14 protein-coding genes are annotated in these 13951 nt (G+C 61.5%); 3 read left to right on the top strand and 11 right to left on the bottom strand.

Annotated features, from left to right (window positions below):
- Positions 1 to 2: 2 nt before the first annotated feature.
- The 9 genes from HMPREF0178_RS03750 to tmcD form a co-directional block, all read right to left on the bottom strand.
- Positions 3 to 1865, bottom strand: a complete 1863-nt coding sequence (locus tag HMPREF0178_RS03750; protein WP_232281182.1) for an ATP-binding protein — start codon at positions 1863 to 1865, stop codon at positions 3 to 5.
- Positions 1866 to 1917: 52 nt separating this feature from the next.
- Positions 1918 to 2307 carry a DVU0259 family response regulator domain-containing protein gene (gene divK / locus HMPREF0178_RS03745; RefSeq protein ID WP_005026224.1) on the bottom strand — a complete coding sequence of 130 codons (390 nt, stop codon included), beginning with the start codon at positions 2305 to 2307 and terminating at the stop codon, positions 1918 to 1920.
- 22 nt (positions 2308 to 2329) lie between these two features.
- Positions 2330 to 2737 (bottom strand): response regulator, encoded by a 408-nt coding sequence (locus tag HMPREF0178_RS03740; RefSeq protein WP_005026226.1) that lies wholly within the window; start codon positions 2735 to 2737, stop codon positions 2330 to 2332.
- A 1-nt stretch (position 2738) separates the two neighbouring features.
- The gene (locus HMPREF0178_RS03735; protein ID WP_009379163.1) at positions 2739 to 3656 is read right to left on the bottom strand and encodes a universal stress protein; all 918 of its coding nucleotides are present in this window, start codon (positions 3654 to 3656) and stop codon (positions 2739 to 2741) included.
- Positions 3657 to 3660: 4 nt separating this feature from the next.
- Positions 3661 to 4179, bottom strand: a complete 519-nt coding sequence (locus HMPREF0178_RS03730) for a hypothetical protein (protein ID WP_009379161.1) — start codon at positions 4177 to 4179, stop codon at positions 3661 to 3663.
- A gap of 9 nt (positions 4180 to 4188) precedes the next feature.
- Positions 4189 to 4557 carry an acidic tetraheme cytochrome c3 TmcA gene (gene tmcA / locus HMPREF0178_RS03725; RefSeq protein ID WP_009379158.1) on the bottom strand — a complete coding sequence of 123 codons (369 nt, stop codon included), beginning with the start codon at positions 4555 to 4557 and terminating at the stop codon, positions 4189 to 4191.
- Between the two features lie 108 nt (positions 4558 to 4665).
- Positions 4666 to 5982 carry an electron transfer complex ferredoxin TmcB gene (tmcB, locus tag HMPREF0178_RS03720; RefSeq protein ID WP_009379157.1) on the bottom strand — a complete coding sequence of 439 codons (1317 nt, stop codon included), beginning with the start codon at positions 5980 to 5982 and terminating at the stop codon, positions 4666 to 4668.
- A gap of 15 nt (positions 5983 to 5997) precedes the next feature.
- Positions 5998 to 6657 (bottom strand): TmcC family electron transfer complex membrane anchor subunit, encoded by a 660-nt coding sequence (gene tmcC, locus HMPREF0178_RS03715; protein WP_005026235.1) that lies wholly within the window; start codon positions 6655 to 6657, stop codon positions 5998 to 6000.
- Positions 6658 to 6684: 27 nt separating this feature from the next.
- The gene (gene tmcD, locus HMPREF0178_RS03710; protein WP_009379154.1) at positions 6685 to 7929 is read right to left on the bottom strand and encodes an electron transfer complex subunit TmcD; all 1245 of its coding nucleotides are present in this window, start codon (positions 7927 to 7929) and stop codon (positions 6685 to 6687) included.
- Positions 7930 to 8977: 1048 nt separating this feature from the next.
- Between tmcD and HMPREF0178_RS03705 the strand changes: the two genes are divergently transcribed.
- From HMPREF0178_RS03705 to HMPREF0178_RS03695, 3 genes are all read left to right on the top strand, one after another.
- Complete coding sequence (locus tag HMPREF0178_RS03705; RefSeq protein ID WP_009379153.1) at positions 8978 to 9952, top strand: substrate-binding domain-containing protein; 975 nt, start codon at positions 8978 to 8980, stop codon at positions 9950 to 9952.
- Between the two features lie 359 nt (positions 9953 to 10311).
- On the top strand, positions 10312 to 11070 hold the full coding sequence (locus HMPREF0178_RS03700; RefSeq protein WP_009379151.1) for an ATP-binding cassette domain-containing protein: 759 nt from the start codon (positions 10312 to 10314) through the stop codon (positions 11068 to 11070).
- Complete coding sequence (locus tag HMPREF0178_RS03695) at positions 11070 to 12077, top strand: ABC transporter permease (RefSeq protein WP_009379149.1); 1008 nt, start codon at positions 11070 to 11072, stop codon at positions 12075 to 12077. Before HMPREF0178_RS03700 ends, HMPREF0178_RS03695 begins: the two co-directional genes overlap by 1 nt.
- A gap of 163 nt (positions 12078 to 12240) precedes the next feature.
- Here HMPREF0178_RS03695 and ispG read toward each other — a convergent pair whose 3' ends face one another.
- Together ispG and HMPREF0178_RS21905 are read right to left on the bottom strand one after the other, a co-directional pair.
- Positions 12241 to 13320, bottom strand: a complete 1080-nt coding sequence (ispG, locus tag HMPREF0178_RS03690; RefSeq protein ID WP_009379147.1) for a flavodoxin-dependent (E)-4-hydroxy-3-methylbut-2-enyl-diphosphate synthase — start codon at positions 13318 to 13320, stop codon at positions 12241 to 12243.
- 373 nt (positions 13321 to 13693) lie between these two features.
- Positions 13694 to 13951: hypothetical protein (locus HMPREF0178_RS21905; protein ID WP_009379145.1), on the bottom strand; the 258-nt coding region annotated here is incomplete at its 5' end.

Below are 13951 nucleotides of genomic sequence, written 5' to 3'. Positions count from 1 at the left end.
CTTCAAGAAATCTGTTCCGGTTGCGGGCCGGAAACGCCTCCGGCCCTGTTCCCGTCGGCGGGCGCGTTCGGGGCGAGATCCCCGCGCCGGGTGATGGGGAGCCGGATTTCGAAGAGCGCCCCGCCTTCATCGCGGTTCCGGGCGGAGATGGAGCCGCCGAAATCCTTGACCAGCCCGTAAATGATGGAAAGGCCGAGGCCGGTCCCCTTGCCGACGGGCTTGGTGGTGAAGAACGGCTCGAAGATTTTATTCAACAGGTGGGCGGGAATGCCGGTCCCGGTATCCCAGACGGACAGCAGCACCGTGTTACCGTCCATAGCCGTGGAGACCCCGATGACGGCGGGCGGTTCGGGCGCGCTTTTGACGCGTTCCTCCACGGCGTCCCGGGCGTTGAGGATGAGGTTGACGATCACCTGTTCCAGACGGTTGGGGATGGCGAGGACGGGCGGCAGGGCCGGGGCGAGGGAGGTTTCCAGCGTGATGCCGTGCACCACAAGCTGGCGGCCGAACAGATCGCAGGCCTGCGCCACGACGCCGTTGATGTCCGTATCCAGCAGCGCAAGATCGGATTTGCGGCCGAAGGCGCGCATGTGGTTGATGATGTCGCTGGCGCGGTCGACCTGCCCGCTGATTTCCACGGACAGCTCGGAGAGCGTCTCCGGCGCGATGGGTTCGCTGCGGCGGGTCTTGCGCAGAAAATAGCTTGCCGCGCCCTTGATGACGGTAAGCGGCTGGTTCAGCTCATGGGCCACCCCGGTCGCCATTTCGCCGAGCGTCGCCATCTTTCCGGCCTGAATGAATTTCTGTTCCATCTCGATGCGTTCGGTGACGTCGGTGGCACAGAGGATGCGGACGCGGCGGTTTTGGATCATGGCCGAGGCGGAACGGATGTCCACGCGCAGGGGCGTGCCGTCGGCCTTGATGTTCGTCACGCCGGAAAAGACGGTGAAGGCCCGCAGCTGGGAAGCGTACTGCTCGCGCTCCTCGGGCAGGAACAGATCGAGGATGCCGCGCCCGATCAGTTCGTTTTCCCGCTGGCGCCCGTACATTTTGACGGAAGCGGGGTTGCAGTCGAGGATGGTGAGCTCGGCGGCGTCCAGCAGGAAGACGGCATTGGGGATGCTGTCGAAAATGGCCTTGTGGGTGCGCTCGGACGCCTGCAGCTGGTGCTGGAGGGTATGGATGAGCGTCATGTCGATGCTCATTTCCATAACCGAGGACACGTTGCCGTCCTTGTCGAACAGGGGCACGGTCTGCACGAACCAATAGTCCCGCGTCCCGTCGGGGTTGACGCGGCTTTCCTGGTTGCACTGGACGGCCCCTTCCTCCCATGTGCGCTGGACCGAGCATTCGGGGCAGGGGGTGGTCCGGCCTTTGTAGACCTCGTAGCAGGTATTGCCCGGCTGCGGATCGTACCGGACGGCGAAGCTGTGGTTCCAGCGCAGGAGGCGGTATTCGCGGTCCTGCACGGAAATGCCGCAGGGGACCATGTCGAAGAGCCGCTGGAAGTCGTCCTTCCGGCGGCGCATTTCTTCGAGGTGGTGCTGATTGCGGATGCTGAATTCAACGATGGCCCGCGCGAGCTGGCCGAATTCGTCGTCGCGGCGGGCGTCGTCGAGGGTGACGGCCTGCCCTTCGCGCATGGCTTGCATACTGGCGATCATGCGGCCGATGGGCAGACGCACTTCATACCAATAAAGGGCCACCGAGACGGCGCAGAGGAGCAGGGTAACGGCGGGCAGGACAATCCAGAGCCATTCGTAGGGCATCAGCCACAGAACGGCCCCCACCCCGGCGAGAAACAGCAGCGCCGTCATGGTGATGGTCTTGACCATGAGGCGGTAGGCTCCGAATCGGCTATGCATCGTCAACCCCGGTTTCCGGCGGTCCGCAGGGGAACCGCCGGAACGGAAACGGTTATTCCCCGTCCATGGCCTTGCGGGCGGCGTCCTTGGACTCAAGCACCCGGTTGACGATGGAGAGCAGCTCTTCGGGATCGAAGGGCTTCTGGAGGGTGGCCACGGCGTTGCGGATGGCGAGGTGGATGCCCTGGAGACCGCTGATCACGATGACGGGCGTGTCCTTGAATGCGGGGTTCATGGACATCTTGCGGTAAAAGCGCGGACCCCATTCGTCGGGCATTTCCATGTCCAGCGTGACGAGATCGGGCCTTTCCGCTTCGAGGACGGAAAGGGCTTCCTCGACGCTGGATGCGGAACAGGTCGCGTAGCCGTTGTCGGAGAGAACTTCGGTGATGTACTTGACGATATACGGGTCGTCGTCGATGGTCAGGATCTTCTTGGGCATGGGGCTTCTCCTTGCGTTCGGATCAGGCGGTGGTTGGTTCGGGAACGAGCCGGTTGACGACCTCAAGCAGGGCTTCCGGCGTACACGGTTTTTCAAGGCAGGCCGCGGGGGCGGGAAGCGGGCCCTGCGTCAGGCCGATCGTGGCGAACGCATGTTCCCGGACGGAGATCGGCACGGCGGACAGCATGACCACGGGAATGCGTTTCCAGTCCTCGTCGCGGCAGACGGCCCCGTAAAAGGTCAGGCCGCTTTGCTCCGGCATCATGACGTCCAGCGTGATGACGTCCGGCCTCCACGAGCGGAGCACGTCCAGCGCTTCGATCCCGTTGCGGGCCATCTTCACGGCGAACCCGGCCTTTTCGAGGAGCACTCTGAGAAAGTACCGGAAATGGACCTCGTCATCAATGACGAGAGCACGCCTTCCGTCCATGTCACCGGGCCTCGGGCCGGGTCACGCTGGCGACGGGACAAGCGGAACGCAGCACAACCTGTTCCACCGTAGAGCCGATGTCCGCGTCGTCATCGGACAGATCCGAGGAATGGTGGGCCATGACGATGAGATCCGCCTCATTCTCGCGGGCGACCTTGAGGATTTCGACATAGGGAATGCCTTCGCGCACAATGACCTCGACGTTGGCGAAACCGTCGAGCCTGGACAGGTACAGCTTGTCGATCTTTTCGCGCATCTGTTCGGCATGGCGCTCGATCTCGGACTGGTCCATCGTCATGCCCTGAATGGACGTGATGTCGACGGCGTGCGTGATGTACAGTTTGGCGTTCAGCTGGCGGGCCGTATTCAGGGCGAAACGGAACGCATGGTTGGCGGCTTCGCTGAAGTCGGTACAGAAGACGATGTTTGAGAACAGGTGCCAGCAGGTGGTGCAGGGGCGGTTGACGATGAGCACCGGGCAGGGGGCCTTCTTCGCCACGGCGCGCACCGTGTTGCCCACGATGGAGCGCATACGGGCGGCATTGGGATCGCTGGCGGCGCTGCTCGCGCCCATGACGATGAGATCGGGCTTGATCTGACGGGAGTAGCGCAAAATTTCGGTGGAGGGCATACCCACGCTCAGTTCCATGCGGAAGGGGCGGGTACAGGCTTCGATCTGATAGGCATAGGCCGTATTGAGTTCTTCGCGCACCATCTCCTGATACGCCTCATCAGGCTGCTCGAGGCTGCCGCTGCGGGTATCGGTAACGTTGGTGGCGAACCCCCGGGAGGGGACGCCGCAGCAATGGTAGAGCGTCAGTTCCGCCTGCTGCTTTTCCGCCAACCCAAAAGCCAGTTTCGCGGCGTTGTCGCTGCCGGCCGTTCCCGAACTCGCAAACAGGATGTTCTTGAACAACATCTCGCTACTCCTTGAGATTACAGGTGAGTGAGCCGCCTTGGAACCCGAGTTCCCAGCCCATGCCTTCCAACAGATCAAACACTGTGAAGCTGGTTTCCGCGTCCAACGCGGTCGCTGTCTCGCCGAGCAGGACATGCCGGGCCGTCCCCGTTTGCAACGGGGTGTCCAGCATGTCCCGCAGGCGGAAAAAACGCAGTTCCGGCAGTTCGTCGCCGACGCCTTCGACGGCAAGGTAGACGTCCACGCGGGGCGTGCCGGGAAATCCCGTCAACTCCACGCGTTTGCCGAGGCGCAGGGCTTCGAGGCCGGGATAGCGGCAGCCGGAGGCGGGGCAGGCTTCGGCTTCGACGAGGGCGTCGCCAAGGCCGGGGACCAGTTCCCGCGCCAGCGGATTCCGCTTGAGCAGCCTGAAGAACGAGCGCAGCGTAACGTCTCCGTCGAGTTCGAGCCTCATCCGGAGAAGCCCCGCGAATGGGGCTTCGGACGAAAGCGTCCCGTCAGAATGCAGCCGGATGGCGTCCATGATCCTGTCCTACTTGTGGCAAGCGCCGCAAGTGGTCGGGCCCTTGTTCTGGGCCGTATGGCATTCGATGCAGTTCTTGTGGTAGGCACGCATGAGCGGCGTGCGTCCGCTGGGCATGTTGGCCTTGTGGCATTCGGAACAGGGCTGATCTTCCGAGCTCACCTCGGGGTCGATAACGCCGTTTTCGCCGCCGTGGTGGCAGACGATACAGTCTTCGATCTTGGCGCGTTCGTTATGGTTGTCGTGATCGAAGGTGACGGCGGGGCGGCGGTGAGTCTTGAACTCTTCGGATTTCAGGGGCAGCGCATGGGCCGTCCCGACGAGGCCAAGCAGCAGCGTGACGGCGAGACCGGCGCGGGCAAGGGCGTGCAGGGGCATAGTTCACTCCAGTGATTCACGGAGGCGGCGCCTCCAAAAGCGGTGTACGGGGTCCGGAGCGCTGCGGGGAGCCCTCCCGGTGCCGGGAAGGCCTCCCTCGCGGGCTGACTATACTTCGGGCTTTTCCATCAGTTCATAGATGAGGTCGCCGATGAACTTGGTGTGCATGCCGAGCTTGTAATGCTTGATGATGTCTTCCAGGCCGCCGTGGCAGTTGTGGCACGGGGCGACCACGGTGTGGACTCCGGTGTTGCGGAGCTGATCGGCCTTCACCCGGTTGCCTTCCATGCGCACGCTCTTGAAGGGCGGGCCGCAGTTGATGATCCCGCCGCCCGCGCTGCAGCAGAAGTTGTGTTCGCGGTTGGGGGTCATTTCGACCACGTTGGCGCAGAGGAAGTGCACCACGTCGCGCAGCTTGTCGGCAAGACCGCGGCCGCGGATAGTGTTGCAGGGGTCATGGATGGTGACCGGATCTTCGAACTGGTGCGTGATCTTGATCTTGCCTTCGTTGATGAGCTCCCAATAGAACTCGATGGCATGGACCACCGGGACCGGGGAATCCTTCCAGCCGACCCAGCGGTTGCCCTGATCGTACACGGAGCGGAAGGCGTGGCCGCATTCGCCCATGACGATGCGCTTGACGCGCAGCTTCTGTGCCAGCTCGAAGTGGGCGCGCTTGATGCGGCCCATCATTTCGTAGTCGCCCGTGAACATGCACATGTCGCTGTTGTCCCAGCCGGGGCGGGAGGGCATGGTCCAGTCGCTGCCCGCCTGATGGAAGATCGCGGCGGCCTGATAGATGAGCTGCGTGCGGAACTTCGGCTCGGGCGCGATGACCGAGTACATGAAGTCCGCGCCTTCCTTGTCGAGCGGGATGCGGATGCCGGGGAATTCCTCGCGGGCTTCCTCTTCCTGCCAGACGAGGCTGTCGATCCATTCGTCTTCGCGCACCCACATCTGGTTGAACGTGGCGGAATGGCTGTTGGCGGTGTCCTGAATGAAGGTCGGGGTGATGCCGAGCTTGTTGCAGATGCGCCGCACGAGGCTCATCAGGTAGGCGATGTCCACGCCCACGGGACAGTAATGGATGCAGCGGCGGCACATGTTGCATTCGGTGTGCGCGATCTGAGCGATGCCCCGCATCTGTTCGGCGTTGAGCTTCCCGCTCTCGCGGACCATCTTGAAGATGGTCTTGTCGAGCTTGGCGACGGGCGTATAGGACGCGTCGTCCGGGTGGGAAAGGCTGAAGTGGCAGGCCTTGGCGCAGGCGCCGCAGCGCATACAGGTCTGTTCGTATACCTTGACTCGCGCGCCTACCTCGCCCTTCAGGACGTCGCGGATCACTTTGGTGATGCGCTCCGGCGTGGCAAGCTGCATGCCGCGCGTCAGGTTGGCGTCTTCGATTAAGCGTTTTTCAATACCCATCGTGTGCCTCCAAAATTACCAGTCGCAGGTACGACGGACGCCGATGGATTCGGAACCCATGTAGGCGCGGGTGAAGGGAATCAGAATGGCGTGGCTCAGGCGCGTGAAGGGCAGGCAGATGAGGATCGCCTCGCCGAACAGCACGTGGAGCAGAGCCATGAAGCTTTCGCTTCCGAACCCATGCGCGGAGGCAAAGCCGGTCACCATGACGCCGGTGACGAGCAGCAGGGAGAACCAATCGGCCTGTCGGGTCACGTAGCTTGACGCCGGGACTGCCAGTCGGCGCCAGCCGAGGACCAGACAGGCCAGAATGGTAGCTAGGGTGACGGCGTCCATAAAGCCGTCGGGCAGGGAAGGAAGGGAAAAACCGAAGTTGTAGTCCCACATGACGTTGTGGGCCGAGTAGAACAGCACGGCGAGCAGGATGCCGATGTGCAGCACGAAGTTCGCCACGGTCAGCAGCGGGTTCTCGCGCCAGCCGCAGGTGGAGAAGGGCAGCGTCCAGCGGATGATCGACGTCAGCGAGTCTTTCCAGTTCATGTAGGCGAGGGCCGAGGCGTCGCGCTGGCGGGCGAGGCGTCCGAGCGACCACAGCCGCCAGATCATACCGCCGATGCACACCGTGAAGGCGATCCATGCCAGCGGGCCTACCGCAAAATTGTACAGGGCATTCATGATGAGTTCCTTGTTGCAGTTGGATGCCTAGAGCCGCACGGTGTGGCGGGAGAACACGCCGTCCTTGAGGGAACAGAACAGCAGGACTGTGCCGTCCGGGCTGAACGTGGGGTTCCACACGCCGTCGAGGTTTTCGATCACGGCGTTGCCGTCGACGTACAGGGCGAACTTGCCGTCGCGGCGGACCTTGGCGGCGGCGCGGTCCCCGGCGGGCGAGAACACGACGGGCCACGCCATATCAAAGGCATCGTCCCACACTTTGCCGTCCACGGCGATCTGGAACCGGCTGTTGTTCTGGCTGCCGAGGGCGGCGGCATGCTTGCCGTCCGAGGACAGGACGAGATCCGTCACGGACGGGAAACGGCAGTTCCACGGGGTGGCGTTGCAGGCCACGGTGAAGGCGCCGTAGGAAGGCGCGGCGACGGCCCAGATGTATTCGCCGTCGGTGGCGGCGGCCTGAGGCGCCCAGCACTGCGCGAACATGGGCTTCCAGAAGAGGGAGCCGTTGCGGGCGAGGCCCCATTTGCCTTCCTTGCGGATAGGCGCGATGACGTCGCCGGATTTGGGCTCGAAGATGGGTTCCCACGCACAGGGGTAGGTTTCGCTCCAGCGCTGGCCGTTGATGGAAATGGTATATTCGTACGGCGTGACGCGCACGGTGCTGGCGACCCGGTGGCCTTCCCTGTCGAAGCAGGGCGACCACGCGTTCAGGTAGCACTCTTCCCATGCCTCGCCGTCGACGGCGATGGTATAGATGCCCTTGCTGAAGCCTTCCAGATCGGCCTGGCCAAGCCCGGCGGTCTGGACCACGGCGGCGGTTTTGCCGGTTTCCGAAAGGACGAAATCGGTGGCGGCGGTGTAGAGCCGTTCCCACGGCGCGCCGTCGACCAACATCCCGTATTCCATGCCGGTCTGCATGGGCACGGCGATGGTCCCGGCCTTGTTGAACCGGGTTCCCCACAAATAGTCGGCGTGTTCTTCGCTTTCCGCGTCGTCGACCACAATGGCCCACTCGCCGTCGCTCTGAGACAGGGCCGTCAGCCGCCCGTCGGGGGCGAACTGGCAGTTATACATCTTGTCGGTGCGTGTTTCCCACAGCGCATCGTTCAAGCGTACGGTAAAAGTGCCGTCTTCGAGGGCAGAAACCGCCGCGAACGATTCGCAGTCCGGAGAAATCTGCCATTCCTCCTGCCATGCCGTTTCGGGCAACATCTCCGTTTCCCCGAGCTTTCTGACAGAAGGTTCCCAATCATACCGTTTCTGATCTTCCATACAGTCCCCCACTGGGTGTGAAGCTACTTTTGGGCAGGAGCATACCGCGAAATCACGTTCTGTAAAGGCGCTCCGCCTGGAACGGGTATTACCCCGTTCTCAGACTGGGTATTGTCCTAAAAGGAACAGCACGATTTTTCCGGCATCAAAGGAAAAACGTGAAGAACGGGAAAAATACCGTGTTAGAGGGATATGGGATATCACCCCTTCTTGTTTCCCATACCAAAAGTGCGACTAATAACTTGAAAGAACACTCGTTCTTTTTTGGGTAATCGAGCCCCGAAACGGCGGATATTTTGTGAAAAGGCAGGATTGAAGTTACGTATCGGCAACACGAAAAAAGGGTCAAAAAAATTGTATTCAGAAGAAAGGGAGGAAAACACTTTTGAAAACACAAGGTTGCCTCAAGAAAGCGCGTAATATGAGGAAAAATCAAAAAAAGTTTTTGCTCAGAGAGTGTATTCTTGTTCCATAAAAAGAGAGCAGTCTTTTGTGGCGGATACTGAATCTTCTTTATTAAGAATGATTTCTAAGAACTAGCCTGACGGAAACGGATGGTTTTGACGTCCGGTAGGGAAGGGATGTTCCCCCTTCGGATGAGCTCATGTGGAGAGGGGGCGGAGCAGGCCCGCTTGAAAGTTCGACGGGCGTTTGCCATAGTTCCGCCAGCGTTTTGCCCCTCATACTTTGGACCCCAAGCAAACCGAAGGGACACCGGCAAGTTGGATGTCGTGCCCGTTTGGGGCTTGCGGAGAAGGCCATTCGCCCGTAGCGTGCCCGGTTGCCGGTCTGTTCTTGAAGACAGGTCCGGCAGGGCTAGGGCTGTTTTTTTCGGAATGCCGCACAAAAGGAAGGCCCTTTTGGGGCGTACCGCGGCAGCCGCGTAAAAGAGGCCTTTGTATAGTTACGGGATTTACCCGGCCGCCCGTGTCGGTGGCGTCGTTGTTGCTGGAAAATCATAGATTCGCTTGGGGCGACGGTGTTTGCTTTGAGAGCTGGCCGCGCCTTTGGAAGCGGTACGGAAGAGAATCGGAAAAAGGAGTTGCTCATGAAACGTATTCTGATGTTGGGCCTGTTGGCCCTGAGCCTGCTGTGCGGCACGGCGTTCGCCAAAACGGGCGAAGGCATGACGATCTGGTTTGATACGGGCGGTTCCGTAGGGGATGGTTACGGCACCATCGTTCAGAACGGGGCCAAGGCCGCTGCCGCCGATATGGGGTGCGAGCTGCGTTTGCTGTATTCCGACTGGAACCCTGAAACCATGATCACGCATTTCCGCAATGCCGTGGCCGCGCGTCCGGACGGTATCGTCGTCATGGGGCACCCCGGCGACGCCGCATTCGGCCCGCTGGTCGATGCCGCGTTCAAGCAGGGGATCGTCGTGACCTCGATCGATACGGCCTTGCCGGAAACGCAGGCTCGGCATCGCGCCAAGGGCTTCGGCTACGTGGGGACGGACAATTACACGCAGGGCAAGGCTCTCGCTGAGGAAGTGCTGCGCCGCACAAACTTGAAGAAAGGCGACCGCGCCTTTGTCTGGGGACTGAAGCGCATCCCCGATCGCGGACGGCGCGCGCAGGCTATCGTCGAAATGCTGGAACAGGCGGGCGTGACCGTGGATTATCAGGAAATTACCCCAGAAATCGACAAGGACCCCGTGCTCGGTGCCCCGGTCGTGGCGGGGCAGCTCGGGCGTCACCCCGACACCAAGGTCATCATCGTGGATCACGGCTCCCTGACCGCGCAGATGGGCAATCACCTCAAGAACGCGGGCATCAAGCCGAATACGGTATACGTGGCGGGATTCTCGCTGTCTCCGGCGACGGCGGCGGCCATTGAAAACGGCTATGTCCAGCTTGTTTCCGAAGCGCAGCCGTATGTGATGGGCTACTTCGGCGTCGTACAGACCGTGTTGAGCAAGAAGTACGGCTTTACCGGATTCAGCATCGATACGGGCGGCGGCATCGTGGATGCCACCAACATCGGCGCGGTGTCCGCCTTTGCCAAGCAGGGCTTGCGGTAGAGGAAACGCCCCCAAAAGGGAGAAGGGAGCTTCTGAAGAAGGATCCCCTTTTCTTTTTTCCGGACAGGCAGGCTAGCGCTTTTTTACTTTTGAAAGAATAGAAAGGCATTGGGGAAAGGAAGCGTTTTCCTTGAGGAACGCTTCCCTTCCCCAAAACCGCCGGTGCTGAACCTCTCTCCTTTCAAAGACGTTTGTGCCTATCAAATCCTTGTCCACAGTCTCTTCCGGCACAGATTGTCTTTGAAAGAATACGGTTCAAAGTGGAAAGCTTGTCTCATGGCGGTCGAGAGATGTTTTTCCAGCGGCTGCGCGGCGGAACTCCCGCTGATGCGGGGCGTCAAAGTGATATGGATACGTTAATGGGAATGCTGCTCAGTGTAAGAGGGATACGAAAATCGTTCGGCGCGGTGGCGGCGTTGCGGCACGCCGATCTGGACATGGCGGAAGGAGAGGTCGTGGCTCTGCTTGGCGATAACGGCGCGGGCAAGTCCACGTTCGTCCGCCTGCTCTCCGGGGCCGGGCGTCCCGACGGCGGCACGTTCCGGTTTGGGGGGAATCCCGTTGATCTGGCGAAATACAGCGTCCGCAAGGCCCGGGATATGGGCATCGAGACGGTGCATCAGGATCGCTGCCTGTGCGAGGGGCAGTCGCTCTGGAGGAATATGTTTGTGGGGCGCCATGTGAGGACGCGCTGGGGATTCATCGACATTGCCGCCGAACGCGAGGCAACCCGGGTGATGCTGGGGGAGTGGCTCGGGCTCGGCGGGGCGGGGCTGGACCCCGATGCCGACGTACGGGTGTTGTCCGGCGGCGAGCGGCAGGCGCTGGCGATCGGGCGGGCCATGTATTTCGGGGCGCGGCTGGTCATCTTGGACGAACCCACCACCGCCCTCTCGTTAAAAGAGGTGAACCGTGTTCTGGAGTTCATCCAGGCCCTGCGGGACAAGGGGCGTTCCGTGCTGCTGGTGTCCCACCATGTGCATCAGGCGTATGATGTGGCGGATCGGTTTCTGTTCATGGATAAGGGCAGGACGGTCGGTGAAGTGCGGCGCGAGGGGACGTCCCCGGCGGATCTGACGGAACGGCTGCTATCCCTCGCTGAAAGGAGGGGGGCGTGATGGGCGGGCGCATCCGGCGGGCGTTGCCCGCGAGCACACGCAACCAGCTGTGGCTGACGGGGTTGTTTCTGGCGTTGCTTGCGCTGTTCATGATGACGGGCGCACGGGCGTTTCTGGCGTGGCCCATGTACGAGAGCCTGCTTTCAACCTTGCCCCTGTATGGTTTTCTGGCGCTCGGGCTCACGCTGGTGGTCGCGGCGGGGGAGATGGATTTATGTTTCCCCTCGACGCTGGCGGTAGCCGGATTCGGCTTTGCGCTCACGGCGATACACACGGGGCAGGTCTGGCTCGGCGTCATCGTCGCCATCCTGATCGGCTTGGGGATCGGTCTCTGCAACGGCTTTCTGGTCGCGTATGTCGGCGTGCCGTCCATCATAGCGACCATCGGGACGCAGTTTTTCTGGCGCGGCGCTGTCATGCTGCTGAGCCAGGGGCTCGCACTCGGGCTGGCGGATCTGGGGGAAAGCCCCACGCATACCGTGCTGGCAGGGAGGCTTGGCGGCTTCCTGCCCATGCAATCGTTCTGGCTGATTGTAATGGCGCTTGCCCTTTGGCTTCTCCTGAACCGCCACCCGCTCGGCGACGCCATCCGGTTTACGGGCGAGCAAGCGGACATCGCATCCCGGCTCGGCATCAACGTCCCGGCGGCCCGTCTTGGCGTACACACGCTCATGGGCGGCATAGCGGGCTTTGCCGGGGCCATCGGATGCATGGAAATGGGGTCGTGGTGGCCCACACAGGGAGACGGGTACATGCTGTTGGTGTTCGCCGCCGTGTTCATCGGTGGGACCAGCGTATTCGGAGGCTCCGGGAGGCTGTACGGCACGTTGATCGGCATTGCCATCGTCGGGATGATCGAGGCGGGCATCGTCAGTTCCGGCCTGTCGGGATTCTGGACCCGCGCCGTGCACGGCATGGTCATCGTTGTCGCGGTATCGAGTTACGCGATTCTCTCAGGGAATGCCGACGAGCGTATTTTGCGCCTGGTACGCTGGAGAAAAAGGTAGAGCCTCTTCAAAGCCACTGGTTCGAGAAAAGCGGCAAGTGGTGAGCGGCGCGCATTGCCTGATCGGTACAACACAGGGAAAAGCGTTTCCTGACCTCAGTTCCGGATGGTGGAAAGAGCAACAAAAGGGAGGCTTCAACCTCCCTTTTGTTATCGCCGGACAGCTACAAGCCTCGACGCTCGACAAGCAGTTTATCCAGTTCTTCCATGAATGCGGCAAGCAGGGCTTCCTGTCCACGCACGGAGCGGATGACTTCGCCTTTACGGAAGATGATGCCCTTGTCGCGGCCTCCCGCCATGCCGAGATCGGCTTCCCGCGCCTCGCCGGGTCCGTTCACCACACAGCCCATGACCGCGACCTTGATGGGCGCGGTTTCCGTGCGCAGGCGACGCTCCACTTCCTGAGCGAGCCCGATAAGATCGATTTCCGTGCGTCCGCAGGTGGGGCAGGAGATGATTTCCGGCCCGCGCTGGCGCAATCCGAGGGCACGGAGCAGTTCCCACGCCACGGTCATCTCTTCTTCCGGGGCAGCCGTCAAAGAGACGCGCAGGGTGTCGCCGATGCCCTCGCTGAGGAGGACGCCCATGCCGACCGAGGATTTGATGGCTCCGCGCAGCACGCCGCCCGCCTCGGTGACGCCAAGGTGCAGCGGGTAATCGCAGCGTTGTGATAATAGCCGGTAACATTCAATGGTATTGAGGACCGAAGACGACTTGATGGAAATTTTCGTATCGTAAAAGCCGTGTTCCTCAAGGATACGCACATGCCCGAGTGCGCTTTCGACCATCGCCTGCGGGGTAGGGCCTCCGTACTGATCCAGCAGCCGTTTTTCCACAGAACCGCTGTTGACGCCCACGCGGATCACCGCACCCCGCGCTTTGGCGGCATCAACCACCATTTCGACGTTTTTGCGTTCGCCGATGTTGCCGGGGTTGATGCGTAAGCCTTCCAATCCCGCTTCCAGTGCCATGAGGGCCAGACGGTAGTCAAAATGAATGTCCGCGATGACCGGGATGGGGCTGACGTCATGAATGGCGCGCAGGGCCTTGGCTGCCGTCTCGTCTGGTACGGCGACGCGCACGATTTCGCAGCCCGCGTCGTGCAATCGTTTGATTTGGCCGAGGGTGGCCTCCACGTCCCGCGTGTCGGTATTCGTCATGCTCTGGACGACGATGGGCGCACCGCCGCCGATACGGACGGAGCCGAGTTTCAATTGTCGAGTCTGTTTGCGGGGGAGTTCCATATACTATCCTTTTGGGGAGGAATCTGTGGGAGGGCGCTTTTTATAAAAAGCGCCCTCCCACAGACCCCCACCCGCAAAAATGTTGACTGGTGGGGAGGCTGCGCGACAGGAGTTCGTTTCAGCCGGAGAGGGAATACAGAGAAGAGGCTATGTCCTGTCGGGATAAGATAGCTGGCTGTTGTTTTTAACAATATCGTTTCAACAAAAAACGTCGGGGGATGATCCGTCTGAGGAGCATCCCCCGACGGTCGTTTTTCCGAAACTGCCGGGGTCCGGGGGGAGGCTCTCCCCCCGGGCAGGTCCGGGCGGCAGCCCGGCGGAGTCTGAGGCAGAGCCTCAGCAGGTGCAGGGCAGCACCCTGCGTGTATTTACGTTACGCCAGCTTCTTGCGTTGTTCGGCCAGAGCCGCAGCCTGTTCCTCAAAGGTGGCGAAACCGGCCTGATGCAGGGCGTCCTCGACGGTCTCGTTCCAGTTCCACGCGGCATAGATGACCGGCTTGTGGAACGTGGCGCGGAAGGTCTTAAGAGCCTTGCGGGCAGTGTTTTCGCGGCTTCCGCCGAGGCTGTCACGGAGTTCGCCGTGCAGACGGGCGGTTTCCGCATCGTACCAGGCGCGGATCTTGGCCGGATC

The organism is Bilophila sp. 4_1_30, from assembly GCF_000224655.1.
Taxonomy (GTDB): Bacteria; Desulfobacterota; Desulfovibrionia; order Desulfovibrionales; family Desulfovibrionaceae; genus Bilophila; species Bilophila wadsworthia.
This window is presented reverse-complemented; position numbering and strand designations above follow the sequence as displayed.

Bases quoted from the DNA above. Each gene is read 5' to 3' on its own strand.
- HMPREF0178_RS03750 (WP_232281182.1), bottom strand. From the start codon at position 1,865: ATGCATAGCCGATTCGGAGCCTACCGCCTCATGGTCAAGACCATCACC.
- divK (WP_005026224.1), bottom strand. From the start codon at position 2,307: ATGCCCAAGAAGATCCTGACCATCGACGACGACCCGTATATCGTCAAG.
- HMPREF0178_RS03740 (WP_005026226.1), bottom strand. From the start codon at position 2,737: ATGGACGGAAGGCGTGCTCTCGTCATTGATGACGAGGTCCATTTCCGG.
- HMPREF0178_RS03735 (WP_009379163.1), bottom strand. From the start codon at position 3,656: ATGTTGTTCAAGAACATCCTGTTTGCGAGTTCGGGAACGGCCGGCAGC.
- HMPREF0178_RS03730 (WP_009379161.1), bottom strand. From the start codon at position 4,179: ATGGACGCCATCCGGCTGCATTCTGACGGGACGCTTTCGTCCGAAGCC.
- tmcA (WP_009379158.1), bottom strand. From the start codon at position 4,557: ATGCCCCTGCACGCCCTTGCCCGCGCCGGTCTCGCCGTCACGCTGCTG.
- tmcB (WP_009379157.1), bottom strand. From the start codon at position 5,982: ATGGGTATTGAAAAACGCTTAATCGAAGACGCCAACCTGACGCGCGGC.
- tmcC (WP_005026235.1), bottom strand. From the start codon at position 6,657: ATGAATGCCCTGTACAATTTTGCGGTAGGCCCGCTGGCATGGATCGCC.
- tmcD (WP_009379154.1), bottom strand. From the start codon at position 7,929: ATGGAAGATCAGAAACGGTATGATTGGGAACCTTCTGTCAGAAAGCTC.
- HMPREF0178_RS03705 (WP_009379153.1), top strand. From the start codon at position 8,978: ATGAAACGTATTCTGATGTTGGGCCTGTTGGCCCTGAGCCTGCTGTGC.
- HMPREF0178_RS03700 (WP_009379151.1), top strand. From the start codon at position 10,312: ATGGGAATGCTGCTCAGTGTAAGAGGGATACGAAAATCGTTCGGCGCG.
- HMPREF0178_RS03695 (WP_009379149.1), top strand. From the start codon at position 11,070: ATGGGCGGGCGCATCCGGCGGGCGTTGCCCGCGAGCACACGCAACCAG.
- ispG (WP_009379147.1), bottom strand. From the start codon at position 13,320: ATGGAACTCCCCCGCAAACAGACTCGACAATTGAAACTCGGCTCCGTC.